We start from the raw sequence: 26319 nt of genomic DNA on the forward strand, positions 1-26319 counted from the left end.
GTAGCATAGATTATACGATCCTCATATCATCATTTTAAGGAATATTAAATAATGTCACATATAGATATAACACTAGAAGAAGCACACGAGTATATAAAAAAAGAGATAGAAAAAGAAATAGAGCACTATCGTTGTGAACATGATATCTTTTTTCAAGCAGTGGAAGAGGTTTTATTGTCTATTGCTCCACTTTATCTTGCGGACGATAGATATGCAAAACATAACATTATCAGAAGATTGGCACATCCTGACAGAATTATAAAGTTTAAGATCGAATGGTTGAATGATAAAAACGAAATTCGGGTCAATACCGGCTACAGAGTTCAGTTTAATAATTCAATGGGACCATACAAGGGAGGGCTTCGTTTTCATCCATCAGTTAATGAAGGGGTTTTGAAGTTTTTAGGGTTTGAACAGATCCTTAAAAATGCACTGACAGGTCTTCCTATAGGTGGTGCTAAAGGTGGAAGTGACTTTGATCCAAAAGGGAAAAGTGACTTTGAGATCATGAAATTCTGCAGGGCTTTCATGAGAGAACTACACAAATACATCGGTCCACGTATGGATGTTCCTGCCGGAGATATCGGCGTGGGTTCAAGAGAAATATCATATCTTTTCGGTGAATACAAAAAGATCACGTCAACCTTTGACGGTATCTTAACGGGTAAACCGCTTTTCTCAGGGGGTTCTCTCGCGCGTACGGAGGCCACAGGCTATGGCGTTGTTTATTTTACCGAAGCGATGCTGGAAATAGAAAATAAAGAGAGTTTAAAAGGCAAGATATGTACGGTGAGCGGTGCAGGAAATGTAGCACTTCACACCATAGAAAAGCTTCTTGAGATAGGAGCCATTCCAGTTACTTGTACAGACTCAAGAGGAACAGTTTATGATGCCAGAGGTGTAGATATCGCATACCTCAAAGAGTTGAAGTTCAACCGTAGAGGAGGATCGTTGGAGGAATACATTGTCAAACATCCCGAGGCGACTTACATTCCTGCATCAGAATATCCTGAAGATGGGCATGCGGTATGGAACATAGAGTGTTATGCCGCTTTTCCTTGTTCTACACAAAATGAGCTGACTGATCTTGATGCTAAAAATCTGATTGCAAATGGTTGTGTCTCTGTAACTGAGGGGGCCAATATGCCATCTACTCCGGAAGCCATTGCAACCTTTTTAAAAAATAAAATCTGTTTCGGTCCAGCTAAGGCAGCCAATGCAGGCGGAGTTGCTGTAAGTAATTTTGAAATGAGTCAAAATGCTTCTATGTTGAAATGGAGTTTTGAAGAGGTTGATGCCAAACTAAAAGAGACAATGTATGATATTTGTCATAATGTTGCTGCTACGGCTAAAGAGTATGGTGTCGAAGGCAACTATGTGGATGGTGCAAATATTTCCGCATTCAAAAAAGTTGCAGATGTAATGATCTCTGAGGGAATATAAAAAGACAAAATCAGATGATATGATTGCAGTAAATATTGCTATCTACCTGTTTTACTTCCATCATTCTTTTGATTGTTTTTTCTTTAAGTGTTCAACATGAACTATTAGTCCATCAACTGTTTTCTTTAATAAATCGAGTTCGTCAATAGTCAGATCATCTAACTGTTCGAGGTTGTACTCTATTGTGTCAATTATCTTCTTATGAGGTCGTTGCATAGGTTTCATAAAATAGGATGTGACAGTTGCTACAATCGTTCCAAAAAAAATATTGAACCAATTACTATCCACAGACCACCAACAAACTGAGCGGTACTCGAGGTTGGTGTATCAGCGATGCCTGCGGTAGAAAATGCCTCTCCATATGAATCTATAGATGCACCCTCAACACCCTGCTCAGCTAAATATAGTCCAGCAGAAAATATTAACCATAATACAATTAATAAAAGTATCATTTTTATAAATAGAGTGTGAACAATAATATCATTAATAAATCTCTTAAATCGTGTATGTCGCCCTATTCTTCTCATTACTTTATCTTTCGAAAACGTAATAATAACCCCAACTCTATCATTTGAATTATTCCGTTTATAGTATATAAATTTAATCTGTCAATTTCTAAAAATTAATGCAAAAGGTAGTTATTGGCCTCTTGCACATGATTCGCACTAAATGATTACTTTTTTATAATTATTAATTTTATAAAAGATGTACTTCAGATAATAACTATGTACCCTCACTAGTAAAATATTAGTAAATGATAATAAAGTTGGCAGAGTCATTTTTTTAAAGTGTCTGGAAAGGCCGTAAATAAGGGATTAGATGGCGGACAGTGAGGGATTCGAACCCTCGGTACCCTTACGAGTACGCATCCTTAGCAGGGATGTGGTTTCAGCCAACTCACCCAACTGTCCATGTGTTTTTGTGGATGAGATTATAATTAGATTGGGTTAAATAGAAGCTTAAAATAATATCAATTCGTTCTAAATTGATTTTTTTTCACTCTATGCTATTATTTTTTAGGAAAATCACTAAAAAACTGATTATCATTACATCATATATTTACAGAAAAAGGTACCAAAATGTTAAAAAAACTCACACCTCTTATCGTACTTGCACTGTTTGCTTTAGGTGCTTACTTTATGATGCAGGGTATGGATCAGGCTGTCCATATGACTAAAGAAAAGAAAGAGATCAAAAAGTAGCGATTACCTTCAGTATCTCTTCTACTTTACTTTGAGGATCACTGTCTTTGTAGATAGGTCTTCCTACTACAGGGTAGTCTACACCCTCTTCATTCGCAAGATCCAGGGTTGCTACACGCTGTTGATCTCCGGCATCTTCTCCAAAAGGTCTGATCCCTGGACAGAGTGTCAAGAATGTGTCAGACGTTGCATTTTTGATAGCCCTACTCTCAAAAGTGGAACACACCACACCGTCCAAACCATTTTCATAACTCATTTTTGCGAACTGTTCTGCTTTTTCATCTATGCTTTTTTCGTAGACGGTCTGGAAGTTTGCTTCATCAAAAGAGGTCAATGCCGTCACAGCCAGTACCAAAGGACGGTTTTCATAGGGAGCCAGTCTGTCCATCACTGTTTTCATCGCGACAGCCCCTGCTGATGCATGAATGTTGAACATATCTACACCTATCTTAGCTATCTCTTCTGCTGCATCTGCCATCGTGTTGGGGATATCGTAAAGTTTGAGGTCTAAAAATATCTTGAAATCAGGGTTTATCGCTTTTAACGCTTCTATAAAAGGTTTGCCATCACGAATATAGGCACGAAATCCTACTTTCATCCAGACATTGTACGATTTCAGTGACTCTGCAAGGGCCAAATTCTCTTCAGCTGACGGCAAATCAAGTGCTACACATAGTTCCATAGTTAAAACCTCTTATCTTTTAATGGTATAATAATAGCCTAATTTTAATATATAAGGACTAAACAATATGTTTGGAAAAGAATCAAAAAGATACGATATCGTTCAATCTGTAATGGATACATATAACTACGCAAAATTTACAACTTCTAAAGGGGTCATCTGGGCTAAGCTTTTTAAAGATGATGCACCTAACACCGTTGCAAACTTTGCTCACCTTGCAGAAGAGGGGTTCTACAACGGCCTTAAATTCCACAGAGTGATCCCTGGATTTATGGCACAAGGCGGTTGTCCTCATTCTAAAGACAATCCATCTATGGCTGGTACAGGCGGTCCAGGCTGGAATATAGACTGTGAAACGGACACTAGTACACATCCGCACAGAAGAGGAACACTTTCTATGGCACATGCCGGACCGAACACAGGTGGAAGCCAGTTCTTTATCACTTTTGTAGCTACACCACACCTTGATGGTGTTCACACTGTATTTGGTGCTATCGATGAAGATGATACTGAAAGCTTCATGGTTCTGGACAAGATTGATCAAAATGATGACATCGTTAGTATTGAAGTGGTTGAATCAAGAGATTAATGCATTTTCTCATTCTCGTGCTTAGCACGAGGATCTAAGATTAAAACGGAAATAAAAACCTGTAGATTCCAGTGTCAAGCATGAGAATAACGGGTATTTAAAAAGGAACTGTATGTTTGGATATTATAGAGTTGCATCGGCTGTGAACAAAACCACCGTAGGAAATCCTGCAAAAAATGCCGAAGAAGTCATCAAACTCATCCAAGAAGCACAGTCTAAAGAGGTTAGTGTCGTTGTATTTCCGGAACTCACGCTTACAGGATACACTGCCAGTGACCTCCTTCTCAATCAAACACTCATGGCTTCTCAAAATGAGCAACTCAAGCATCTATTACAAAAGACAGAAAAGATCAATACCATTGCGATCATCGGTATTGCTCTACTTGAAGCAGACAGACTTTACAATTGTGCAGCTGTACTGCAAAGTGGAAAGATCTTAGGGATCATACCTAAAAGCTATCTGCCTAACAAAAAAGAGTTTTACGAAAAACGTCAATTTGTAACGGGCCGGGATATCACAAGAGCCACAACAGAGCTATGGGAAGAGGAGATACCTTTCGGGGTTGACCTTCTTTTCAGTGACACTAAAGAGATGACCTTTGGGGTGGAGATATGTGAAGATCTTTGGGCGGTGACTCCTCCTAGCAACCATATGGCAAACAATGGTGCCAACCTTCTTTTTAACCTTTCGGCAAGCAATGAACTCATAGGCAAAGCTGAATATCGCGAAGAGTTGGTACGTACACAAAGCGGCCGTTGTATGGCTGCCTATGTCTATGCTTCTTCCGGTGTAGGTGAATCAACGACCGACACTGTTTTTGGAGGACATGCGATCATCTCGGAGTATGGTACAACTTTGGTTCAAAATGGCCGCTTCAGTCTGGAAAATACACTTATCACAGCGGATGTGGATCTGGAACGTTTAAGATGGCTTAGACTCAATGAATCAAGCTACTCTGACGGAAGACGTAAAAAAACACGGGTCATTAAAGTAGGACAGCTTCCTGCTATGCATGAACTGGAACGCGCTATCAACCCTATGCCATTCGTGCCTTCACGTTTTGCAGAGAAAACACACCGTTGTGATGAAATTACCCATATACAAGCCCATGGACTTATCAAACGTATGCGTCATGCACATATCAAAAAAGCGGTCATAGGTATCTCCGGCGGACTTGACTCCACACTTGCCCTGCTCTCTACACACAAAGCTTTTGAAATAATGGACTGGGATGTGAAAGATATCATTGCAGTCACGATGCCTGGATTTGGGACCACCAGCCGTACCAAGTCCAATGCAGTCAAACTTTGTGAAGCATTGGGTGTGACCTTTAAAACCATCGATGTCACAGAAATCTCCCATAAAGAGTTTGAAGCTATAGAACACGATGTTAATGAACATACTGTCACCTATGAGAATGTACAGGCAAGAGCAAGAACGTCGATCCTGATGAATATGGCCAATAAAGAAGGTGGCCTTGTGATCGGTACGGGTGACCTTAGTGAGATAGCCCTTGGCTGGTCTACTTACAATGGTGATCACATGAGCATGTATGCTCTCAACTCAGGCATACCCAAGACGCTCATACAGTATGTCATCGAGTATTATAAGTCTAATATATCTATTGCTGATATTATCGATGATATACTTGATACGCCTATCAGTCCGGAGTTGCTTCCTCATGTAGATGATAAGATCGTCCAGGAAACAGAAGAGATCGTCGGAGCGTATGAGCTGCATGATTTCTTTCTCTACCATTTTATCAAGTACGGTGCACATCCTACCAAGATACGATTCCTGGCACAACAAGCCTTTGATGGAAAATATGATGAGGCGACCATTACAAAGTGGCTCAAACTCTTTTTGAGACGTTTCTTCACCCAGCAGTTTAAACGTTCGTGCATGCCTGATGGACCAAAAGTAGGTACGATCTCTTTAAGTCCGAGAGCGGATTGGAAGATGGCCAGTGATGCAGATGTTGAAATTTGGTTAGAGGAGTTAGACAGATGAAGTCAAACAATACAATAAAGCACTTCATCAACACGATGATCCAGGGAGTGTTTTGGCTTTTGCCGATCGTTGCCATTATCATCATCATTTCATGGCTTTTTGGCAAAATAGAACTGTTAGTGGGTGAAGTATTCAGGTTTATCGGTTTTATACCTGAAAAGTATTTCTTTTTGTGGGAAGTTTTCGCGGTAGTTGTCTTTTTAGTTACACTTTACATACTGGGGCATCTTGCACGAACAAAACTTGCAGGTCTATTTGAGCACCTATTTGCAAGAATCCCCGGTTACACTACGATCAAAGAACTCGTAGGTATTTTCAACTCTTCCAAAAAAGGCAAAAATCAAGTATTGGTCGTAGCGATCAAAGGTTTTGGAAACGCAGGTTACAACATAGGTCTGATGTATTCACAAAAAGAAAGTATCATCAAAGACCATTACACCATTACGCTCTCTATGTCACCCATACCCAATGGTGGATTTATGTTTGAGATCCATAAAGAGAAGATCTATGTCATAGACAATGCCACCTTCGACAACAACTTACAATACCTGCTCTCGATGGGTGTAAAAAGTTTTACCGAGATCCTAAGGATCGAACCTAAAAGTATAGATGAATTTACCCCGCTTTGTGAGTGGATCAAAAATAATGAATAATTAATCCTACCACGCTATCTAACACCCTTTCATTCATTCAGGGGTATTGGATAGCGAAAATATCTACAAAATCAGCAAGAGACTTTTAGGGTCTCCACTCCTCAGATCTTAGTCATATTTTTCTTAAAATATAATCTCTCCAAAAATGATATAATAATTCTATATAATCTATACCAAAGGATCAAAAATGGAAAAAGAGTTCAAAAAAGTTATCTCAGAGTCTAAGAAGTCCTTAGAGAAAATTGAGAAGGAGATAGAAGCCAAAAGTGATGACTTTACGGAAGAAGTGAGTGAACTTTGGATTGACTTGAAAAAATATTTATCTGAAGTAAAAGAGAAACTTAAAGAGGCCTACGATCATTTGGAAGATCAATCAGAACTCAAAGGACATTTAGGGATCATGGAGGCGCGAGATAGAATGGAAAGGCTCCAAGAGGCTACCTATGATTTCAGCTATAAAGTTTCGAACAATGCACAACAAGAGCTGGATATTGCAGCCTTGAAAGCACACCTTGTAAAAATGGAAAGTGAAGATTGGTGGGCAGAGAAACAAAAAGAGCTTTTGCATATCTATAGTGACGCTAAAGACGAAGCGGAAAAAGCTGCCAGTAAAGCAGCAAAAGAACTTAATAATATAATGTTAAAAGTAACAGAAATGATATAATTTTCTAAAAACAGTAGCCTGATGCATCTGTGTCAATACTGCTGGAAGCCCGTCTGTAGCGTATAAGATGCAGGTGGAGATTACAAATTATATTTAAAATAAATATTTTTATTTTAAATAAGGTTATAAGTTTAAAAATAGGCTACAATATAGTTGAAGAAAGATGAGGTTCGAGTTCATCTTTCGTGTGTTAAGTGTTATTGCTAGACCCCGAAAGACTTCTCTCACATTTGGATTCCACTTAAATTATAAGTGAAAATTATTACCAAAAGGTACAAAAAATGGCAGCATTAGTAAACGGAACTGTTAAATGGTTCAACGATGAAAAAGGTTATGGATTTATCCAACAAGAGAATGGTGGAGATGATGTATTCGTACACTTTCGTCAAGTTAATAACGAAGGTGGTGGTCGTGTGACTCTCGCTGAAGGTCAAGCAGTAACATTTGAAGTTGGTGAAGGTCAAAAAGGCCCACAAGCTGAGAACGTAACTCCACTCTAGTAGTGGCTTGCAGGCTTCATGCCTGCAAATTCAATTTCCTCTTTATCTCCCTCTTAATAATTCACTTTTAAATCTTTATCATACGATAATTCAAACAATACTTCTATGTTTTTCGTTTCATTTGCAGCTAATATAAGTCTCATTTCTATCTGTCCGTCTTTGAGCATTTTGTAGTTTACTTTTTTCTTTGCGTTGATACTTAACAGTTTTGATTTGATCTCTTCTGTAGTGGAGGTCGGTATACGTTCGATGAGTGTAAGTTTTTTTACTTTATCTGATTTGTTCGTGACCGTAAGTCTATAGCCATCTTTTTTACGTGCAGTACCGCCAAATATACCCGTTTCACGTTCTTTATTTACTATGGGCTTGCGTGTTATTTTAATATCTTCTTCTATTTTTGTATACAGATCGTATTTCCCCTCCCTGTACTCACCCAGTGCTTTTTCATTGATCACATCATGAGAAGACTTTACTTTCCATTGGTGACTCTCTATTTGATATTTTGGTTCAAACGAACACACATGAAAGGCTTTGATATTGGTATAAGGGTAGGCACGGACTTCACAAGAGAGTGGCGCTTTCCATTGCAAAACTTTGACATCCAAAGGTACGCCGGTTGAAGGTAACACAAGTTTTTCTATCTTATACTCTCTGGCATCTTCATAAGAAACTGCCGGTGCAGATGCGATCTCTCTTTCCTCCGCCATCATAAGCATATCCATCTGTGCACTTTTTGCCTTAGCCCTTTTCGCAAGGATTTGTGGTCTTGGTTCATACTTTCTCACAATCCATGGATAAAAGTGTGTTGGGCGTACATACTGCTTAGCTGAACGATAATAGAACATGGCACTGTCTGCTTCAATGTCTATACCGCTTCTGTTTGTGATGGAGAGAGTTTGTGTGACGAGTACCTCTTTTTCATCTTGTATATCGGCTTCATATGCTGTAGAAAAAGATACATACCCGTAAGGGATGATAAGCTCTACCTCTGTATTGCATGTTTTCACAGTCTCTATTGCCCGTCTGCCAGGTGCCTGTTTATCAAATGTTCTTTCTTTGATCTGCACTGCTTCACGCAAACCCTTTTCTTCTTCTAAAAGTCTTGCCTGTGCGTCTCCCAGCTCTTTTGCAGCTTCTATCAAACCATTGGCATCAACAGCTGTAGGTTGAGGCAGTGAGGCAAGTTGTCTTAAAAACTTACTGTTTTGCTGAACAGCTTGTACCTTTTGCTCTGTATTTTTCAGATCTGTTAAAACTTGACATAATCTATCATCTGAAGGACAACTGCTCCTCATAGTGAGTGGGAGTGTTGTTCCCTCACACTTTGCTTTTAGACCTTTGGAAAAGCCTATAAAATGGTTTTTAGGTGTGAGATTATAAAAAGTTTTGTCCTGATAGACAGCAAGTGAAGAAGCATAGCTCATGCTTCCACTTAAAAATAGTATGCTAATAGAAGTAGTAAATTTCATGGATCATCCTTCATAATAATATAAGAATGATTATAACCAATTATTTTGCGCTGTTACTCTCTGTGAATTGTGATAGGTATGCTTGGTTTTTCTTTTGCAGATAATCATAGATCGCTTTGACCTCTTCATTTGTCAAATAATAACGAGGCATGACCTTATGATACGTATTGACTGCTTTGATCATGTCATCGAGTGTGTTTCTGCGTATATCTGAGCCTTTTAACGCCTGTTTCCCATGTATATCCCGGTATTCGACAATGGTTTGACCTTCACCGCTTTTTCCATGACATTGAGAACAGCTTACCCCTCTGGGATTTGCATAGAGCATTTCACCATACTCATAGTGTGAGATAAAATCTTCTTGTCCCCATACCATTAAAGGCAGTAATATCCATAATAGTCTCATGATAGTATCAACGTTTACTCCAAACCGGGCAAAACGGTATTGCCTAAAGTATTTTTGATATAATACAATAAAAAATATAAGGGCACTCTATGCAACTCATCGATGGTAAATCCTTAGCCAAGAAAGTGCAAGCTACCGTAACTACTGAAGTCGCACAACTCAAACAAGAAAAAAATATCGTTCCCGGACTCGCAGTGATCCTCGTTGGTGATGATCCTGCCAGTCATGCGTATGTCAAAATGAAAGCAAAAGCATGTGAAAATGTAGGGGTCTACTCTATCACACACAACATGCCTGACACAATCAGTCAAGATGAGATCATCGCAACCATAGAGATGATGAACAATAACCCTCGTATAGATGGTATATTGGTACAGCTTCCTTTACCGAAACAAATAGATACGGACAAGATACTCGAGGTCATAGACCCGAAAAAAGATGTAGATGGTTTCCATGCCTATAATGTAGGTCGTTTGGTCACAGGACTTGACAGTTTTGTACCATGTACACCGCTTGGTGTGATGAAAATGTTTGAAGAGTACGATATAGAACTTCGAGGAAAAGATGTATGTGTGGTAGGTGCCAGTAACATCGTAGGAAAACCTATGGCTTCCCTCCTTTTGAATGCAGAAGCAACAGTGACTGTCACACACATCTATACCAAAGACCTCAAAGCACATACAAGTAAAGCTGATATTATAGTCGTAGGTGTAGGTGTAGCAGGACTCATCAAAGAGGATATGGTGAAAGAAGGTGCTGTCGTGATAGATATCGGTATGAACCGTATAGAAGACGGCTCACTGGTGGGCGATGTAGACTTTCCAAATGTAAGTCCGAAATGTTCTTATATCACTCCTGTACCGGGTGGTGTGGGTCCGATGACCATAGCGATGCTCTTGAGCAATACACTTAAATCTGCTAAAGCCAGAGCATAATGAGAGGTTTTATACAGGCTTCAGGCCGTTTTGCCAGTTCATGGACAGGAACGATCATTATCGTACTTTTTCTCATCTTCTTTGTTGCGCAATCTTTTGTCATTCCATCTGGATCGATGAAAAGAACACAGCTGATCGGTGACTTTTTATTTGCCAAGAAGTTTTCCTATGGGATCCCTACCCCTCACTTACCATGGCTGGAGATCCCTCTTTTGCCGGACTTTAACGGAAACGGACACCTCATAGAAGGGCCTAGACCTCAAAGAGAAGATATCGTTATCTTCCGTTATCCAAAAAACCACAAAATACACTATGTCAAACGTTGCGTTGCTGTAGGTGGAGATGAAATACTTTATACCAATGAAAAACTGCTCATTCACTTCCATGAAGGTGACGAGTACATAAAAACAAACTATCCTGCAGATAAGATCGTTTCACTCAGAGATAAACTTTGGGTTGAAAACCCTTATATATCAAAATATCCAGGTATACAGTATGAGCCTGAAGGTGCTCCTATATTTGAGGGACTTTTACAGTACTATGCATACAATAAAGAGATCGATATGATACCTGTCTATGTGGATGGTCTTGATGCACCCACCTATGAAATCACGGGAAAAGGTATCAATGCACTCTATGCAAAAGTCGATGAGGATCATTTCTATATGATAGGTGATAACCGTGACAACTCTAATGACAGCCGTTTTTGGGGTGCTGTTCCTTATAAACTTATCGTAGGAAAGCCTTGGTTGAACTATATGAGTTTGGAACACCGTTCCTATGAGAGTGTACTTAATGGTGATGCATATGGAAGCGGAAAAGACAATGCAAGACTTAAACGTTTATGTGGTGATATAGCAATTGATTCTCAAGCGTGTGAAGATCTCTGGAACAAACAACGATTTACAGTTCGATGGGGACGTGTAGGAAGACGCATTGATAGTATCCAAAAAGAACAGCCAATAGAATAAGGGAAAACAGATGAAAAAATTTTACATTGCAACAGACCATGCAGGATATGCACTTAAAGCCTATGTTAAAGATTATGTAAAGTCTTTAGGTCATGAGATCGTTGATCTTGGTCCAGACTCTGCAGATAGAGTGGACTACCCTGATTTTGCAAAAAAATGTGCAGATGCTGTACTGGCAGACAAAGGCAGTTTTGGTATCCTGATCTGTGGTACCGGTATCGGTATTTCTATTGCTGCGAACAAAGTACCTGGTATACGTGCAGCACTTTGCCATGATACCTATACGGCAAAACTTACAAGACAACACAATGATGCGAACATCCTCTGCTTTGGCGAACGTGTGGTAGGAAAAGGTGTCATAGAAGATATGATAGAAGCGTTTGCAAGTACAGAATTTGAAGGCGGCAGACATGCCGGACGTGTGGCAAAGATAGAAAGTGTCTGTGCTTTCGGTTCAGATCTGGGTTAATATTTAATACATAGTATCCAAAGGGCTAACTGCCCTATCCTTATTGATCTCTTCCATAACGTACATGTAGACCATCCTAGTATCTATAGATCTAGCAAACAATTCTTGAATATTCTCAGAATCACACTTTTTTCTCATATCTAGCTAAATAACATAAGAATTTTTAATAACTGTATAGTTATTCCACAAAAATAGTAAAAAGATCAATAATTATCATACTTCTTGCAATAGCGAGACATTTTATCATATACTATATAGAATATAAAAAAGATTGGGATTATATATGTTCAGAGTTTTCCTATGGGGATAAAGAAAAACTAATCTGTAGATAACTTCTGTGATCATCATTAACATATATTATCAATTATGGACAAGGATAATAATCATGACAAATCGAATGGACGATACTGAAATCGATTATCTCAACCAAGAAAAAGATAAGATTTTATATAAGGAACTAGAAGAAAAACTAGAGAAGGTAGACAGAGACCATGATGTCGCGCTATGGGCTCTTAAAGAAGCAAATAATGTAGTGGACGCTATTTGGGAAAAAAGACAAAAACTTAAAAAAGAGTTGAGAAATGTTTCCAGAAGACTGAGAGAAAGAGACATGAGTAGAAACATGTATACGATTGATTTCAGGTTAGAAATGGAGCTCTACTCTCCAAAGATAGTCTTCGAGCACAAACATCTCATCTCTGCTATTTTCAGTGACGGGGAAGTTAAGATAGAAAAGACACTACAGGGAAGGATTAAAGATGAACTTACATGGGATGCGATCTTCTCACACATTAATCCTATGGAAACCTATGTGATTCTAAGAACCATCATACTCAAAAGATTCTATAAAGATACAGCATATGTTATAGGTGGAAATATGAATGAAGATAAGGTGAAGGACATCGAAAGAAAGGCATTTGAAAAAATGAGGAAGATGTCTTTTATCGAAAATATCTACAAATAGGTCTGCACTTTTTTAGATCAGGGATGTCAACCCTCTTCCAAAGACACTTTCAATGTATAAGTAGTTGAAATTGCAATGATGTACCGCTGTAATAGAGTCTAAACTATGAGAGATGCTGAATTTACATCTGATAACACCTCACAATACAGGTAGACAAATATTAACCGTAATGCAAGTTAGTATTTCTCACGATAACGTTATTTAAGACTGTATTTTCGATACAAAATTCAAACAACTATGATACAATTAATCCAACATAACAGTATAATCCCAAGGAAATAACATGACACTCACCTCAGAAGATAAAAAAGTCATTCTGGACAGCATTAGAGATATCCCAGACTTCCCAAAACCCGGCATCATCTTTAAAGATATCACCACCCTGCTTTCTACACCTCATGCTTTTGATACACTGATGACACACCTATCAGATCGTTATAAAAGTTATGAATTGGACTTTATTGCAGGTATTGATGCAAGAGGGTTTATCTTTGGTTCTATTTTGGCTGATAGACTGGGTGTTGGTTTTGTACCTGTTCGAAAAAAGGGAAAATTACCCTATACCACTGTGGCTGAGAAATACAGCCTGGAGTACGGATTTGATGAAGTGGAGATACATATTGATGCTTTTGGAGAAAAGGAAAACCCAAATGTCCTTCTAATAGATGATCTTATCGCAACAGGCGGGACAGCAAAAGCTGCCGCGAACCTGATAGATAAAGTGGGTGCAAATTGTGTTGAGGCATGTTTCATTATGGAGCTTGCTTTCCTCAATGGACGTGAAGGATTCGAGTCACCTGTTTATTCTGTTTTAGAGATAGACTAATGTCTGATATTATCGGACCTTACCACTATAATCATGCTTTACATGATGCACGTGCTATGATAGAAGAACAAACACAGAATATGATACAAACTTTTTATAAAATGGAAAAAGTCACAGAATTTATCAAATAATCCCCTACTCAATACACAAGCAATATAGAGTATAATGTAAAAATATCAACAAGGTGTTTTTATGAGAGTTTATATGTTTTTTACCATTTTTCTTCTACTGTTCTTCTCTATACATTACCTTTTTTACTCAAGAGTGATCAAAAAGCTTTTAGTGTCTGAAAAAGTAAAAAAAACCTTCACTCTGTTTTTAAGTGTCAATTTTATTTTCAATATACTCTATGTTGTAGGTCGATACACAGATATCATAGGCAATACACTCTATTATCTCTTCTCTTTATCAATAGGTGTCTCTTTTATGCTTCTTTTGTATCTGATATTACACGAGATTCTCCATTTGTTCCATAAAACACTCAAGCATGTTGATCATTCAAAAAGAGCGTTCATTAAAAAAAGCAGCGATGGTGCCATGCTGGCACTTGCAACCTCCTATGTCAGTGCAGGTGCCTATGAGGGTATGAAAGAACCGGTAGTCAATATAGTAGAATTGGATCATTTTGATTTTTCCATCGTACAGATCAGTGATTTTCATATAGGTGGACTGATAGACAAAGAATTTGTTAAAAACTCTGTCTTAAAGATCAATGCACTAAAACCGGATATCGTCTTCATCACCGGAGACCTTGTAGATACCGGGCTTGAATATATAGAAGATACAGTAAGGGAACTTGATGCGATCTCTTCAAAACATGGTATCTATTATATTTTAGGTAATCATGAGTATTTCCATGATCCTCTGAAGATCATTGATTTCATTAAAACGACACAGATAAAGCTGCTCTTGAATGAACATGTCACCATTGATACACTGAAACTCAATGTAGTGGGTGTGACAGATCGTATGGGTTACCGTACGAATTTTCTTGCACCTGACATCCATAAAGCATTTTCAGGATGTAACGATGCTTACAAAACGATCCTTTTAGCCCATCAACCCAAATATATAGAAGAACTTGGAGACTACACGCCTGATCTCATACTCAGCGGACATACACATGGAGGGCAGATCTGGCCTTTTGGGCACTTGGTCAAACTGCAGCAACCCTATGTCAAAGGACTGCACAAACTTCCCAATGGCAGCCATCTCTATGTCAATAGCGGCATCGGGTTTTGGGGACCGCCTATGAGACTTGATTCACAGGCTGAGATCACTTATATCGTTTGACAGAAGTAAGTGCATTCACTACTGTAAGGCGATTTCTAACCTCTCATTGGATATAATCTTTCAAATTAATTTATAAGCTTTCTCTTGCGAAGGGCAAAGCTTTTCCGAGAAAGCTTTTAGAGCTTTCTTGTATAAGATTTTAATCAAAAGTGAAAGGAATTTGTGAGGAGCTTTGCTTCTTGCAAAGGAAACATTGATATGAACTTACATAAAGAAATATATATCCCAAAACCAAGCCCGCATGATCCGGATGAGCTAGGACATTTTGGCAGCATTGAAGCAGGACAAACAGGTTTTGGTGGACGATTTGTACCGGAAACACTGATGCCTGCACTTGAACAACTTAGACTTGACTATGAAGCAGTACGTTTTGATAAAGACTTCTGGGCAGAAGTAGACTATTACTACAAAAACTACGTAGGTCGCCCCTCTTCGCTCTACTTTGCTGAAAACCTCTCTAGAGAACTTGATGCAAAGATCTATCTTAAGCGTGAAGACCTTAACCACACAGGTGCACACAAGATAAACCACGCTGTAGCACAAGCGGTACTTGCAAAAAGACTGGGTAAGAAAAAGGTCATTGCAGAGACCGGTGCAGGTCAACATGGTGTGGCTACAGCTACAGCTGCAGCACTCTTTGGTCTGGAGTGTGAAATATTTATGGGTGCTAAAGATGCAGCACGTCAGGAACTTAATGTCTTCCGTATGAAACTTCTTGGGGCAAAAGTACATGCCGTTGAATCTGGAAGCAAAACACTCAAAGATGCCATGAATGATGCTATCAGACACTGGGTAACCAATGCCCGTGACACGTACTACATCATCGGTACCGTTGCAGGTCCCCACCCTTACCCTATGATGGTACGTGACATTCAGTCTATCATCGGCTGGGAAGCGAAACAACAGCTTAATGTAGTCGAAGGGTGTTTACCGGATAAAGTGATCGCCTGTATCGGTGGAGGTTCGAATGCCCTGGGTATTTTTAACCACTTTTTAGAAGATGAGAGTGTAGAGTGTATCGGTATAGAGGCAGGCGGATTTGGACTTGACTCTAAACATGGCTGTTGTCTTGCAAAAGGCAGTCCCGGTGTACTTCATGGACAACTCAGTTACCTACTTCAAGATGAAGATGGTCAGGTACAAGAAGCGCACTCTATCTCAGCAGGACTTGACTACCCTGGCATAGGCCCGGAACATTCATTCCTAAAAGATGAAGGTATCGCTAAATATGATTACATTACAGATGATGAAGCATTAGATGCTTTTGTGTGGCTTTCACAGGCTGAGGGCATCATCCCTGCGTTTGAGAGTTCTCATGCCATTGCCTACCTCAAAAAGATGAAACCTGAAGAAGTCAAAGGTAAAACGATCTTGATCAATCTCTCCGGACGTGGCGATAAAGATATGATACAGGCAAAAGAAATTTTAAAAGACCAATTTTAGTAAACGAACTACCTATACATTCGTCATATACTTATTGCTGACCACTATAGATAATGGGATCTGTACTAGATAGGCGAACATAATAGGCAGAAGCATCGAAACTCCAAAAGTACCTGCCGAAAAGGTAGAAAGTACTAAAGCCAAAGTGATGTACCTTGTGATACTTTGCCAGAATGCCGCTCGCTCTTGCGGTGAGTTTAAATCATAGATCATTTTTGAAGCCACAAATATGAGCAGATAGAATACAGCTACTGCGACAAGGGCAATAAAAAAGAGTTCAGGTTCAAAATCATAAATCTCGATCAAGAGTTGAGAACTCTGCAGACCAAACAAATAGAATAAAATGATAAAGATACTGATACGACTGATCTGTTTACTGTAGGTTTCAATGAACGTAAGCAGTGGTTTGATGAAGAGTACCACCCTACTTGCAATAAATGGTATAAGTATTAAAAGAGTGATCACCGGTTCTGCAAATCTGCTGATAGCTATCTGTTCATCATATGTCACGTCAAAGTACCCTGCGCTATAAGTAGCAAACAGATGCAGCATCAATAATGAGAGTGAAACAAAAACAAGATTAATGAAGAGAAGCAAGAAGCCTAAAGAGGTGTCAGCATTAGACCTTTTGATCCAGTGCATGACCATACCTCCGCCACTCAGTACTGAAAGTAAAAACAATCCGGCAGTAATACCGAAGTCATTGGTCATAAAACCGATGATCAGTGCAAAGATCGGTAAGAGTAGATAGTTGACCAATAGTCCTTTAAACAGGACTGACCTATACTCCCATACCAATATGCTATCTCGTAACTTGAATTTAAAAAGTGATGGCATGATAAGGGTAAGACCTGCAAAGAGGCAGATGTTTTTATCGAAAATAAACCCATCTGTAGTATACCCATACGTAAAACCTAATAGTGCTCCTGCTATAACAATAATGATCAACAGCATCATCTCTCCTTGCAATATTTTACATAGTATACTACAAAAAGTATTTTGACTCTTTGGAGAATGAGGTGGGTTCTTCATTCTCATACGCGTCTTTACCAATATTTTGATATACTCCATAGAATAAAAACATACCAAAGGTTATCCATGAATTTCGAATTAACTCAACTCCCCGTAGCAGATATCCAAGGTGATATAGAAGTCATTATCGTCATCGACAAAAATACAGATCATACGTTTGTACAAGATAAAAAGCTGTTAAAAAAAGCAGGTTTTGAAGGTGGACAGGATGAAACATCTCTGCTTGTAAGTAAAGACAGACTCTATGTAGGTGCTGACTCTACACTGAGTAAAGATATTAGAACTGCTGCAGCCAATGCCATTAAAGCACTCAAAGGTACAGAATACAGATCTATCAAAGTTGCAACCTATCTCAATAGCAACAAATGTACGAACTCTCTGCGTGCCATGGTGGAAGGCTTTATCTTGGGCGCATACACTTTTGAGAATTATAAATCAAAAAAAACTAAGAGTAAGATCAAACATATATCTATCTCACTTGAAGAGTATAGCGGGTACACAGTAGATATAGAAAAAGCTTCTACTGTTATTCATAAAGCACAGATCGTCGCTGATGCCACAAACTTTACACGTGACATCGTCAACACCACACCTGATGACTGTTACCCGGATGTTATGGCAGAGATCGCTGAGGCGATGGCCAGTGAAACAGGTCTGAAATGTAAAGTACTTAAGCCAAAAGCACTGAGAAAAGAGAAGATGGAAACACTGCTTGCGGTTGCACGGGCAAGCCGTCATAGACCAAGAGTCATACACCTTGCACACAAACCAAAAGATGCAAAATGTGTAGTGACTCTTGTAGGTAAAGGTCTTACATATGACAGTGGTGGACTAAGCCTTAAACCGGCAGACTTCATGGTAACGATGAAGTCAGACAAGAGTGGCGGTTCTGCAGTCATCGGTATCATGAAAGCCGTAGCAGAAATGAACTTGCCTGTAGAGGTCCATGGTTTTGTAGGTGCCGTAGAAAACATGATCGGTGGAGATGCGTATAAACCTGATGATGTACTCGTTGCGAAGAATGGTAAAACGATCGAGGTACGTAACACAGATGCTGAAGGTCGATTGGTACTTGCCGATACGCTGTGTTATGCCCAACAGGAAGTAAAAGCTGACTATCTCTTCGACTTTGCAACACTCACGGGTGCCTGTGTGGTAGGTGTAGGAAACTACACATCAGGTGTAATGGGTAACAGTGAGGCAATGAAATCACTTGTAGTCGATGCGGCAAAACGTTCAGGAGAATTGGCAACGGCCTTAGACTTCAACCCTTACCTCAAAAAAACCATCAAATCTGAAATAGCAGATGTATGTAATATTTCCAATACACGTTATGGCGGAGCGATCACAGCAGCTCAATTCCTCTCCGAGTTTATAGACAAAGAGCATGGAGAAAAATGGGCTCACATAGATATCGCAGGTCCTGCATTTGTAGAACATGCTTGGGGAGAAAACCCTCATGGTGCTTCTGGTGCCGGAGTTAGAATGATGGTAAAACTCATAGAGAACTTAGTAGAAACTGAAGAAAAGTAAAACTATTGCATATCAGGTATCTATGACCTGTTATGGTACTTTTACTCTTTTATTTTAAGATGGCAAGCCAAGGCCTCTTCTGCCAGCATATCAGCAATAGTATCTCTACTATTAATGATATGCTTGATACCTAAGGCTGAAATCATCTTTTCCTCTGCTTTATTATTTACTCTTACGATACTGTTGATATTCGGGCTGAATGAAACGATATTTTCACAGATCAATTGTCTCTGTATCTCATTTTCTATCGTGACGATGATCGCAGTACATTGATTCACATTAAAATGAGATAAAACCATTTGCTGTGCTGCATTGGCAAGATAAATGGCTTCTTCTCCTTTTGAAAGTACTTCATCAACTACCTTCACGTCGTGTTCAAGGATCACATAGAGTAATTTTCTTTTTTTAAACTTTTTAACCAGTTTTCGTCCTACCGGTCCATACCCACACACAATAATATGGTCTTGAAACGTACCACCAAGAAGGGCCCTGTCACGTAATGCTACAGGTTCTTTGGTGAATATATCTGCAAGTTTTTTAATGTTCTTCAACACAAAAGGTGTCAATATCATGGAAAGCACGATGGTAATAATCATAATTTGATTGAGTTCTTCAGAGATCAGATCATTTGCACGAGCCAGTGAAAATATTGCCAAGGAAAATTCACCTACCTGGAAAAGTGCCAATGCTGTTTTCAGAGCAGTTCTTTTTTGTACAAAGAAACGTAAAATACCAAAGATCAATACGCCTTTTATCAACATCAAAACCACTAAAAGTTCCAAGATAATATCTACATAATTGATAAGAGAATGCCAGTCTATCAGCATCCCTATCGTCACAAAAAAGACACCTAGAAGTATATCTCTAAAAGGGATCAGGTCTGCTTCTATTCGATAACGGAATTTTGTTTCTGCTATGGTCATACCTGCGATAAAAGCACCTAGTGAGTAGGTAAATCCAAACACATGCGCCAAAAATGAGGCACCCATAACGATAAACAGTACCGCAACAAGGAATATCTCTTCTGAACCTGTAGACATTACCCAGCTAAAAAAGTGATTCAAGACGTATTTACCGATCATGAATAGAATTAAAAAAACAACAATGGCACTGCCCAATGTTCCCAGTAGAAGTACTGAGACGGACTGTGACTCTGATGTAAAGAAAGAGACCATTAAAAGTATAGGAATAACCGCAAGGTCCTGAAAGAGTAAAATACCCAGTGTATTGCGCCCATATCCTGAATGGATCTCATTGTTTTCATTCAGTATTTTCAATACGATCGCAGTGGAAGAGAGAGACAAAGCAAAACCTACGATAATAGCACTCTTCGTATCCAATGCAAAGACCATAGTTCCAAGCAGTGTAAAAAGAAGTCCAGTAAGCATGACCTGGAGCGTTCCATAGACAAATACTTCTTGTTTCATATTTTTAAGATGATTGACTGAGAATTCCAATCCTATAGTAAACATTAAAAACACGATCCCAAACTCTGCCAGATGGGATAGCATTTCCTTAGAATCTTCAGCAAAATGAAACATAGATGAAATAACGAAACCGGAGATGACATACCCTATGATCGTTGGTATATCAAATCTTTTAAAAAAAACGTTGAGCACAGTAGCAATAGCAATGGTAATAATGAGTATTAGTAAGGGATTTTCCATTGATTCTCCTGTTTTCTTTATAGTATTTCAATTGTATACTTTTATCATAGCAAAACTGTATGTAAAAAAGGCAGTTTATTCTGTAATTTATCTTTATCAGTAATCTTTAAAGATAAAAAACCATTCTCAATCGACAATTAATTTCGCTACACTAATAATAATATTTGATGTTTAAGGATAATTATGAAAAATTCTCTAACTATATCAGAACTTTATCATTCCTGTGACAGCACTGTATTTTCTTTTACTACTACTGAGGAATTAGAAACACTAGAACAGCCAATCGGTCAAGAGAATGCTATAGATGCCATTAACTTTGCTTCTAGTATAGAGCAAGATGGGTATAACCTTTTTGCAATGGGTCCATCAGGAAGTGGTAAACACTCCTCTGTTATGAGCTTTCTAGAAAAAAAAGCTTCTAGTGAATCCCCTCCTAAAGACTGGTGTTATGTCAACAATTTTAAAGATCCTAGAAAACCTATTGCCATAGAGTTACCTTTTAGAGAGGGCTTTAAATTTAAAGATGATATTGATGAACTGATTGAACTTTTAAAAGTATTACTTCCTAGTGTTTTTGAAGGAAATACGTACCGAGATGAACATGAAGCGATTAATCAAAAATATATCGATGAAAAAGCATCCATCTTTAATCATTTAGAAGAAGAGGCAAAAAAACATAATATCTCCTTAAATGCTTCTTCCAAAAGTAGAATCACCTTTACACCTATTGTTGATGGAAAAATACTTTCTGAAGAAGAATTTAAAGCAATTCCTGATGAAAAAAAAGAGGAGATCAATCATAGGGTTGACGAGTTTGAGATCATCGTCAGAGATGCACTGCACAAAGTCGGTGAGTCGAACAAGGAAATGCAAAAAGAATTTAAGACACATGATCAAAAAACTACATATGAAGCAGTGAAGTCCTCCATAGATGAACTACGTCAGAAGTATGCATCTTCAGAAAAGATCATTCATTATCTCAATGATCTACAGAGTGATATCATTCACCATGTCAGAGATTTTTTATTGAAACCCGAAGAGGCAAATATACCTATATTTCTTCAAGAGTATTATAAGCCTTCGTTTACACGTTATAAAGTCAATCTTTTTATCTCTCATCACAACGGAACACAAACTGCACCCGTTATCTTTGAAGATAATCCCATTCATCAAAATCTTATAGGTAGAATCGAACATCTATCTCAAGTAGGTACACTCACCACTGATTTCAGCATGATAAAACCCGGTGCACTACATAAGGCTAATGGCGGATACCTGGTCATTGATGCTAGAAAATTACTGATGCAGCCTTTTTCTTATGAAGAGCTCAAGAGAGTCTTACGCTCTAAAGAACTACGTATTGAGTCACTGGGACAACAGTACTCCTTGATTAGTACCATAACACTTGAACCTGAACCTATTCCTATCAATGTAAAAGTCATTTTGATCGGTGAGCGGATCTTATATTATCTCTTACATCATTATGATCCTGAGTTTCAAGAGCTTTTTAAAGTCAATGCTGATTTTGAAGATGATATACCTCGAAATGATGAGAACATCCAACTCTATGCAAGAATGATAGGAACCATTGCAAATAGACACGATTTACTTCCTTTTACCGCTGAAGCTGTTGCAAGGATTATTGAACAAAGTTCACGTGATGTATCACATGCTTTAAAGTTTTCAACTCATCTCAGTACACTTTCTGATCTTTTAAAAGAAGGTGATTATTGGGCTAGAAAAAATAATCATTCTGCCATAGAGAAAAGCGATATTGAAAAGGTGCTTGAGACACGTATACAGCGCCTTAACCGTATTCAAAGGAAATTGTATGAACAGATAGACGAAGATACGATCATGATCAATGTCAAAGGCAGTATGGTTGGTCAGATCAATGCACTAAGCTTCATCTCCCTAGGAGGGTATCAGTTTGGTCTTCCATCACGTGTCACTGCAAGAACACGTATCGGAAAAGGAGATATTATTAACATAGAACGTAAAGTGGAACTTAGTGGTCCCATCCACGCAAAAGGAATTATGATCCTAAGTGCTTATTTAGGATCTACCTATGCTTCTGATCTACCACTCAGTCTATCTGCATCTTTAGTCTTTGAACAATCCTATGGAGTGATCGAAGGAGATAGTGCCTCTTCTACAGAGCTTTATGCACTACTCTCATCACTTTCCACTCTTCCGATCAAACAGAATATAGCAGTAACTGGTTCAGTCAATCAATTTGGTGAGATTCAAGCCATCGGTGGCATCAATGAAAAAATAGAAGGCTTTTTTGATATTTGTATGCGTAAAGATCCTGAAGCTTTTTACGGTGTCATAATTCCTGAAGCAAATGTCAAGCACCTTATGCTCAAAAAAGAGCTGCTTGATGCTGTTGAAAAAGAAAAATTTGCTATCTATGCTGTAAAAACCATTGATGAAGGGATATCGATTCTTACAGGTATAGAGGCTGGTAAAGCAGATGAAAAAGGAGATTTTCCACCTGAATCCGTTAATGGAAGAGTAGTGACACGTCTTCAAGAGTTTTCAAAAATAGCAAAAGAATTTAGTCAATCAAAAGAGAATAAAAACAATGCAGAAGAGTAAGCAGAAGAGGTGTTGATCACTTATCTCTTCCAAGTTTTCGAAGTCGTGTATAAAGTTCTCTCTCCTCTTGACTTAAGCTCTCAGGTATGTGCACATGAAGACGAAGGTAGAGATCTCCTCTTTTTGTTTCTCCAAAATGAGGAAGTCCTTTCCCACCAAGGCGCAGTACAGAATTGGGCTGTGTACCTTGGGGAACGGTAACAGTCACAGAACCTTCCATCGTTGGCACTTCCATTTCCATGCCCAATACTGCATCGATCAATTCAATACTCTTTGAATGCCAGAGATCAGCACCTGCACGTTTAAAACGTTCATCATATGCTGTACGTACGATCACAAGAAGATCACCCGGTTTTCCTTCTTTACTTTGACTGGGTCGACCATGAGACGGCACTCGTAGCACCATACCCTCTTCGGCTCCTACAGGTATCTTTACTGTCAATGTTTCAGGTTCATCTATCATACCTGTACCATGACATTTTTGACAGGGTTCATCGATAAATTTACCCTTTCCTGCACAATTTGGGCATGTTCTTATTTCCTGATAGGCAACATTACCCTCTTGTCTAGTATTAACCATATTACCAGTACCGTTACATGTTTTACAGATGCGAGGTTCTGTTCCTGGTGCTGCACCGGTTCCCTTACATTCAGGACAGGCACGAAGGTGGCTTATATGTATATCTTCATCACCTCCGGTGACGATCTTTTTCAGTGGTACATAAACCTCCACTCGTATATCTGCACCTCTGGAAGCATACTCACCTCCACGATTAAAGAAACTGCCAAAGAGACCTCCACCAAAACCCCCAAGGTCAAAATCGAAACCGCTTCCCTTAAAGATATCATCAAAATTGATACCACCAAAAAGATCCTCTTGAGAAAATCCTGAAACCGCTTCAAACCCTCTATTATCATACTCTTTGCGCTTTTTGTGATCAGAAAGTACCGCATAGGCTTCAGCTATCTCTTTGAATTTTTCTTCTGCATCCGGCTCTTTATTTCTATCAGGATGGTACTTTAAGGCAAGTTTGCGAAAGGTATCTTTTATCTCTTTTTGATCCGCATCCTTTTTGACGCCAAGTACTTCATAATAATCCCTTTTCTCTGCCATATCAATACTCTATGGACTACTTGGATTCATGGAAATCCGCATCTACTACCCTCTCATAGGGAGCATCTCCACTTTTCGTTTCTCCACCTTGACTACCGGCTGAACCAGTCTGTCCCTGTGTCTGGCCATAGATAGCACTACCTGCTTCTTTCATAACCTCTTTCAGTGCTTCTGAACGCTCAGTAGCCAAATCGATGTCGGCACTTTGAACTGCTTCTTTCGTTTCTTTAAGTTTTTCTTCTATTTTGCTTTTCAGATCACCCTCTAGTTTATCACCATAATCAGCCAACATTCTTTCAGCCTCGTAACATATGGCATCCGCTGCATTTAGTTTGTCTGCTTTTTCTTTTCTTTTTTTATCTTCATCTGCATATTTTTCAGCCTCTTCTACCATTCTCTCTTTCTCTTCATTAGAGAGTCTTGTAGATGCAGTGATTTTGATCGATTGACTTTTACCTGTTGCAACATCTTTAGCAGTAACATTGAGTATCCCACTTGCATCTATATCAAACGTTACATCTATCTTTGGTATACCACGCGGTGCTGGAACTATACCATCAAGATTGAACTGTCCAAGAGAGGTATTGTCAGCAGCCATCGGTCGTTCCCCCTGAAGTACATGTACAGTAACACTTGTCTGCATATCAGCAGCTGTTGTAAACGTTTCTGTATGCTTCACTGGAATCGGGGAATTTCGGGAAATCAATGGAGTCACAACTCCACCCAGTGTCTCAACACCCAGACTGAGCGGAGTCACATCTACCAGAACGATATCACCGATCTCTCCAGAAAGCACCCCTGCTTGTATAGCAGCACCGCTTGCAACACACTCCATAGGATCTACTCCACCTTCGGCCTTTTTGCCAAGAAGTTCTTCAAAATATTCACGAACCACAGGCATTCTTGTAGGTCCACCCACAAAGACAATTTTATCTACACCTTTCTCTGTGATACCTGCATCGCTTAATGCCTGTTCTATAGGTCCTTTACAGCGTTCAACAACCGGACGGACAAGACGTTCCAGTTCTGTACGGGTCAAGTCAAGTTCAAGATGTTTATCAGCTGATATATAAGGAAGGCTGACATGTGTGGTTGTACTTGTTGTCAATTCGATCTTTGCCATTTCTGAGGCATCCATCAACCTTGCAGAAGCCTTTTTGTCACTCCTGACATCAATGCCGCTCTGCTCTTTAAATTTGTCAGCAAGGTGCTGAAAAATATTTTCATTCATATCTGTTCCGCCAAGCTGGGTATCACCGCTTGTAGATTTGACTTCAAATACCCCGTTACCAAACTCCATGATCGTTACATCAAGCGTTCCCCCACCAAAATCAATCACAGCTATTTTAATATCTTCACCTGCTCTGTCAAGACCATAGGCTAGTGCAGCGGCTGTAGGTTCATTCACAAGACGTATCACCTCAAGGCCTGCAATTTTACATGCATCTTTTGTTGCACTTCGCTGATTATCATTAAAATATGCAGGTACTGTGACAACAGCTTTTTCAACGGGTTCACCTAGAAATGCTTCTGCATCGTTTTTAATCTTTTGCAAAAGAAAAGCCGATAATTGTTCAGGGGTGAACTCTTTATCTCTTAATCTGACTTTTTCACGCTTTCCCATTTGTCTTTTAAAAGCATAAGCTGTTCCCTCAGGATTTTCAGCAGCCTGTCTACGTGCAGGTTCCCCTACGAGCTTATTTCCATCAGCAGTAATAGCAACATAACTGGGAAAAGCTTTCCCACTAAGACTGATACCTTCCGTACTAGGGATAATCACTGGTTTACCGCCACGAAGGACAGCTGCTGCCGAATTTGAAGTTCCAAGATCAATACCTATAATTGCCATAAC

At 39.1% G+C, this 26319-nt stretch carries 25 protein-coding genes and 1 tRNA gene; 17 read left to right on the forward strand and 9 right to left on the reverse strand.

What is annotated here, in order from left to right; translation table 11 throughout:
- The first annotated feature begins 51 nt into the window (after positions 1-51).
- Complete coding sequence (gdhA, locus tag LDM93_RS04240; protein ID WP_223890837.1) at positions 52-1443, forward strand: NADP-specific glutamate dehydrogenase; 1392 nt, start codon at positions 52-54, stop codon at positions 1441-1443.
- Between the two features lie 245 nt (positions 1444-1688).
- On the opposite strand, the gene LDM93_RS04245 is transcribed toward gdhA, so the two are convergent.
- Complete coding sequence (locus LDM93_RS04245) at positions 1689-1970, reverse strand: hypothetical protein (protein WP_223890838.1); 282 nt, start codon at positions 1968-1970, stop codon at positions 1689-1691.
- Between the two features lie 293 nt (positions 1971-2263).
- Positions 2264-2354 (reverse strand) — tRNA-Ser (locus tag LDM93_RS04250).
- Positions 2355-2522: 168 nt separating this feature from the next.
- Here LDM93_RS04250 and LDM93_RS11320 point away from each other — a divergent pair.
- The gene (locus tag LDM93_RS11320; protein ID WP_255586205.1) at positions 2523-2645 is read left to right on the forward strand and encodes a hypothetical protein; all 123 of its coding nucleotides are present in this window, start codon (positions 2523-2525) and stop codon (positions 2643-2645) included.
- Here LDM93_RS11320 and pyrF read toward each other — a convergent pair.
- Positions 2635-3327 carry an orotidine-5'-phosphate decarboxylase gene (gene pyrF / locus LDM93_RS04255; protein WP_223890839.1) on the reverse strand — a complete coding sequence of 231 codons (693 nt, stop codon included), beginning with the start codon at positions 3325-3327 and terminating at the stop codon, positions 2635-2637. The two genes, LDM93_RS11320 and pyrF, sit on opposite strands and share 11 nt — an antisense overlap.
- Positions 3328-3394: 67 nt before the next feature.
- Here pyrF and LDM93_RS04260 point away from each other — a divergent pair, with 67 nt between their 5' ends.
- From LDM93_RS04260 to LDM93_RS04280, 5 genes are all read left to right on the forward strand, one after another.
- A complete protein-coding gene (locus LDM93_RS04260; protein ID WP_223890840.1) occupies positions 3395-3916 on the forward strand; it encodes a peptidylprolyl isomerase in 522 nt (173 codons plus the stop codon).
- Between the two features lie 112 nt (positions 3917-4028).
- Positions 4029-5927 (forward strand): NAD(+) synthase, encoded by a 1899-nt coding sequence (locus tag LDM93_RS04265; protein WP_223890841.1) that lies wholly within the window; start codon positions 4029-4031, stop codon positions 5925-5927.
- Positions 5924-6580 (forward strand): DUF502 domain-containing protein, encoded by a 657-nt coding sequence (locus tag LDM93_RS04270; protein WP_223890842.1) that lies wholly within the window; start codon positions 5924-5926, stop codon positions 6578-6580. Before LDM93_RS04265 ends, LDM93_RS04270 begins: the two co-directional genes overlap by 4 nt.
- A 187-nt stretch (positions 6581-6767) precedes the next feature.
- Complete coding sequence (locus tag LDM93_RS04275) at positions 6768-7244, forward strand: hypothetical protein (protein WP_223890843.1); 477 nt, start codon at positions 6768-6770, stop codon at positions 7242-7244.
- Between the two features lie 281 nt (positions 7245-7525).
- Positions 7526-7744 (forward strand): cold-shock protein, encoded by a 219-nt coding sequence (locus tag LDM93_RS04280; RefSeq protein ID WP_223890844.1) that lies wholly within the window; start codon positions 7526-7528, stop codon positions 7742-7744.
- Between the two features lie 53 nt (positions 7745-7797).
- Here the strand turns inward: LDM93_RS04280 and LDM93_RS04285 are convergent, their stop codons facing one another.
- Both LDM93_RS04285 and LDM93_RS04290 read right to left on the reverse strand, forming a co-directional pair.
- Complete coding sequence (locus LDM93_RS04285) at positions 7798-9213, reverse strand: DUF4139 domain-containing protein (RefSeq protein ID WP_223890845.1); 1416 nt, start codon at positions 9211-9213, stop codon at positions 7798-7800.
- A gap of 40 nt (positions 9214-9253) precedes the next feature.
- On the reverse strand, positions 9254-9619 hold the full coding sequence (locus tag LDM93_RS04290; RefSeq protein ID WP_223890846.1) for a c-type cytochrome: 366 nt from the start codon (positions 9617-9619) through the stop codon (positions 9254-9256).
- An 89-nt stretch (positions 9620-9708) separates the two neighbouring features.
- Between LDM93_RS04290 and folD the strand changes: the two genes are divergently transcribed.
- The 8 genes from folD (at position 9709) to trpB (ending at position 16520) form a co-directional block, all read left to right on the forward strand.
- Complete coding sequence (gene folD, locus LDM93_RS04295) at positions 9709-10554, forward strand: bifunctional methylenetetrahydrofolate dehydrogenase/methenyltetrahydrofolate cyclohydrolase FolD (RefSeq protein WP_223890848.1); 846 nt, start codon at positions 9709-9711, stop codon at positions 10552-10554.
- On the forward strand, positions 10554-11525 hold the full coding sequence (gene lepB, locus LDM93_RS04300; protein WP_223890850.1) for a signal peptidase I: 972 nt from the start codon (positions 10554-10556) through the stop codon (positions 11523-11525). The genes folD and lepB overlap by 1 nt, the downstream gene beginning before the upstream one ends.
- Before the next feature lie 10 nt (positions 11526-11535).
- Positions 11536-11994 (forward strand): ribose 5-phosphate isomerase B, encoded by a 459-nt coding sequence (gene rpiB / locus LDM93_RS04305; protein ID WP_223890852.1) that lies wholly within the window; start codon positions 11536-11538, stop codon positions 11992-11994.
- Between the two features lie 385 nt (positions 11995-12379).
- Positions 12380-12958: a hypothetical protein gene (locus LDM93_RS04310; RefSeq protein ID WP_223890853.1), complete on the forward strand. Its 579-nt coding sequence runs from the start codon at positions 12380-12382 to the stop codon at positions 12956-12958.
- Positions 12959-13241: 283 nt separating this feature from the next.
- Complete coding sequence (locus LDM93_RS04315; protein WP_223890854.1) at positions 13242-13784, forward strand: adenine phosphoribosyltransferase; 543 nt, start codon at positions 13242-13244, stop codon at positions 13782-13784.
- Complete coding sequence (locus LDM93_RS04320) at positions 13784-13915, forward strand: DUF2164 family protein (RefSeq protein WP_223890855.1); 132 nt, start codon at positions 13784-13786, stop codon at positions 13913-13915. The genes LDM93_RS04315 and LDM93_RS04320 overlap by 1 nt, the downstream gene beginning before the upstream one ends.
- Positions 13916-13976: 61 nt before the next feature.
- Positions 13977-15077, forward strand: coding sequence for a metallophosphoesterase (locus LDM93_RS04325; protein WP_223890856.1), 1101 nt, complete (start codon positions 13977-13979; stop codon positions 15075-15077).
- Positions 15078-15275: 198 nt separating this feature from the next.
- Complete coding sequence (trpB, locus tag LDM93_RS04330; RefSeq protein WP_223890857.1) at positions 15276-16520, forward strand: tryptophan synthase subunit beta; 1245 nt, start codon at positions 15276-15278, stop codon at positions 16518-16520.
- Positions 16521-16532: 12 nt separating this feature from the next.
- On the opposite strand, the gene LDM93_RS04335 is transcribed toward trpB, so the two are convergent.
- Positions 16533-17474, reverse strand: coding sequence for a hypothetical protein (locus LDM93_RS04335; RefSeq protein WP_223890858.1), 942 nt, complete (start codon positions 17472-17474; stop codon positions 16533-16535).
- Between the two features lie 144 nt (positions 17475-17618).
- Here LDM93_RS04335 and LDM93_RS04340 point away from each other — a divergent pair, with 144 nt between their 5' ends.
- On the forward strand, positions 17619-19085 hold the full coding sequence (locus tag LDM93_RS04340; protein WP_223890859.1) for a leucyl aminopeptidase: 1467 nt from the start codon (positions 17619-17621) through the stop codon (positions 19083-19085).
- A 41-nt stretch (positions 19086-19126) separates the two neighbouring features.
- Here LDM93_RS04340 and LDM93_RS04345 read toward each other — a convergent pair whose 3' ends face one another.
- A complete protein-coding gene (locus tag LDM93_RS04345) occupies positions 19127-20752 on the reverse strand; it encodes a cation:proton antiporter (protein ID WP_223890860.1) in 1626 nt (541 codons plus the stop codon).
- 183 nt (positions 20753-20935) lie between these two features.
- Between LDM93_RS04345 and LDM93_RS04350 the strand changes: the two genes are divergently transcribed.
- Positions 20936-23353, forward strand: a complete 2418-nt coding sequence (locus LDM93_RS04350) for a Lon protease family protein (protein WP_223890862.1) — start codon at positions 20936-20938, stop codon at positions 23351-23353.
- Positions 23354-23369: 16 nt separating this feature from the next.
- Here the strand turns inward: LDM93_RS04350 and dnaJ are convergent, their stop codons facing one another.
- Both dnaJ and dnaK read right to left on the reverse strand, forming a co-directional pair.
- Positions 23370-24467: a molecular chaperone DnaJ gene (dnaJ, locus tag LDM93_RS04355; protein WP_223890863.1), complete on the reverse strand. Its 1098-nt coding sequence runs from the start codon at positions 24465-24467 to the stop codon at positions 23370-23372.
- A gap of 16 nt (positions 24468-24483) precedes the next feature.
- Entirely contained in the window at positions 24484-26316 is a 1833-nt protein-coding gene (dnaK, locus tag LDM93_RS04360; RefSeq protein WP_223890864.1) for a molecular chaperone DnaK, read from the reverse strand.
- Positions 26317-26319 lie beyond the last annotated feature (3 nt).

It is taken from the genome of Sulfurovum sp. TSL6 (assembly GCF_019972115.1).
Classification (GTDB): Bacteria; Campylobacterota; Campylobacteria; order Campylobacterales; family Sulfurovaceae; genus Sulfurovum.

Excerpts from the sequence above, each read along its gene's own strand:
- trpB (WP_223890857.1), top strand. The coding sequence starts at position 15,276 with ATGAACTTACATAAAGAAATATATATCCCAAAACCAAGCCCGCATGAT.
- folD (WP_223890848.1), top strand. The coding sequence starts at position 9,709 with ATGCAACTCATCGATGGTAAATCCTTAGCCAAGAAAGTGCAAGCTACC.
- LDM93_RS04340 (WP_223890859.1), top strand. The coding sequence starts at position 17,619 with ATGAATTTCGAATTAACTCAACTCCCCGTAGCAGATATCCAAGGTGAT.
- LDM93_RS04315 (WP_223890854.1), top strand. The coding sequence starts at position 13,242 with ATGACACTCACCTCAGAAGATAAAAAAGTCATTCTGGACAGCATTAGA.
- dnaK (WP_223890864.1), bottom strand. The coding sequence starts at position 26,316 with ATGGCAATTATAGGTATTGATCTTGGAACTTCAAATTCGGCAGCAGCT.
- lepB (WP_223890850.1), top strand. The coding sequence starts at position 10,554 with ATGAGAGGTTTTATACAGGCTTCAGGCCGTTTTGCCAGTTCATGGACA.
- pyrF (WP_223890839.1), bottom strand. The coding sequence starts at position 3,327 with ATGGAACTATGTGTAGCACTTGATTTGCCGTCAGCTGAAGAGAATTTG.
- rpiB (WP_223890852.1), top strand. The coding sequence starts at position 11,536 with ATGAAAAAATTTTACATTGCAACAGACCATGCAGGATATGCACTTAAA.
- LDM93_RS04260 (WP_223890840.1), top strand. The coding sequence starts at position 3,395 with ATGTTTGGAAAAGAATCAAAAAGATACGATATCGTTCAATCTGTAATG.
- LDM93_RS04245 (WP_223890838.1), bottom strand. The coding sequence starts at position 1,970 with ATGAGAAGAATAGGGCGACATACACGATTTAAGAGATTTATTAATGAT.
- LDM93_RS11320 (WP_255586205.1), top strand. The coding sequence starts at position 2,523 with ATGTTAAAAAAACTCACACCTCTTATCGTACTTGCACTGTTTGCTTTA.
- LDM93_RS04345 (WP_223890860.1), bottom strand. The coding sequence starts at position 20,752 with ATGGAAAATCCCTTACTAATACTCATTATTACCATTGCTATTGCTACT.
- LDM93_RS04265 (WP_223890841.1), top strand. The coding sequence starts at position 4,029 with ATGTTTGGATATTATAGAGTTGCATCGGCTGTGAACAAAACCACCGTA.
- LDM93_RS04270 (WP_223890842.1), top strand. The coding sequence starts at position 5,924 with ATGAAGTCAAACAATACAATAAAGCACTTCATCAACACGATGATCCAG.
- LDM93_RS04310 (WP_223890853.1), top strand. The coding sequence starts at position 12,380 with ATGACAAATCGAATGGACGATACTGAAATCGATTATCTCAACCAAGAA.
- LDM93_RS04320 (WP_223890855.1), top strand. The coding sequence starts at position 13,784 with ATGTCTGATATTATCGGACCTTACCACTATAATCATGCTTTACATGAT.
- LDM93_RS04350 (WP_223890862.1), top strand. The coding sequence starts at position 20,936 with ATGAAAAATTCTCTAACTATATCAGAACTTTATCATTCCTGTGACAGC.
- LDM93_RS04290 (WP_223890846.1), bottom strand. The coding sequence starts at position 9,619 with ATGAGACTATTATGGATATTACTGCCTTTAATGGTATGGGGACAAGAA.
- LDM93_RS04335 (WP_223890858.1), bottom strand. The coding sequence starts at position 17,474 with ATGCTGTTGATCATTATTGTTATAGCAGGAGCACTATTAGGTTTTACG.
- gdhA (WP_223890837.1), top strand. The coding sequence starts at position 52 with ATGTCACATATAGATATAACACTAGAAGAAGCACACGAGTATATAAAA.
- dnaJ (WP_223890863.1), bottom strand. The coding sequence starts at position 24,467 with ATGGCAGAGAAAAGGGATTATTATGAAGTACTTGGCGTCAAAAAGGAT.
- LDM93_RS04325 (WP_223890856.1), top strand. The coding sequence starts at position 13,977 with ATGAGAGTTTATATGTTTTTTACCATTTTTCTTCTACTGTTCTTCTCT.
- LDM93_RS04285 (WP_223890845.1), bottom strand. The coding sequence starts at position 9,213 with ATGAAATTTACTACTTCTATTAGCATACTATTTTTAAGTGGAAGCATG.
- LDM93_RS04280 (WP_223890844.1), top strand. The coding sequence starts at position 7,526 with ATGGCAGCATTAGTAAACGGAACTGTTAAATGGTTCAACGATGAAAAA.
- LDM93_RS04275 (WP_223890843.1), top strand. The coding sequence starts at position 6,768 with ATGGAAAAAGAGTTCAAAAAAGTTATCTCAGAGTCTAAGAAGTCCTTA.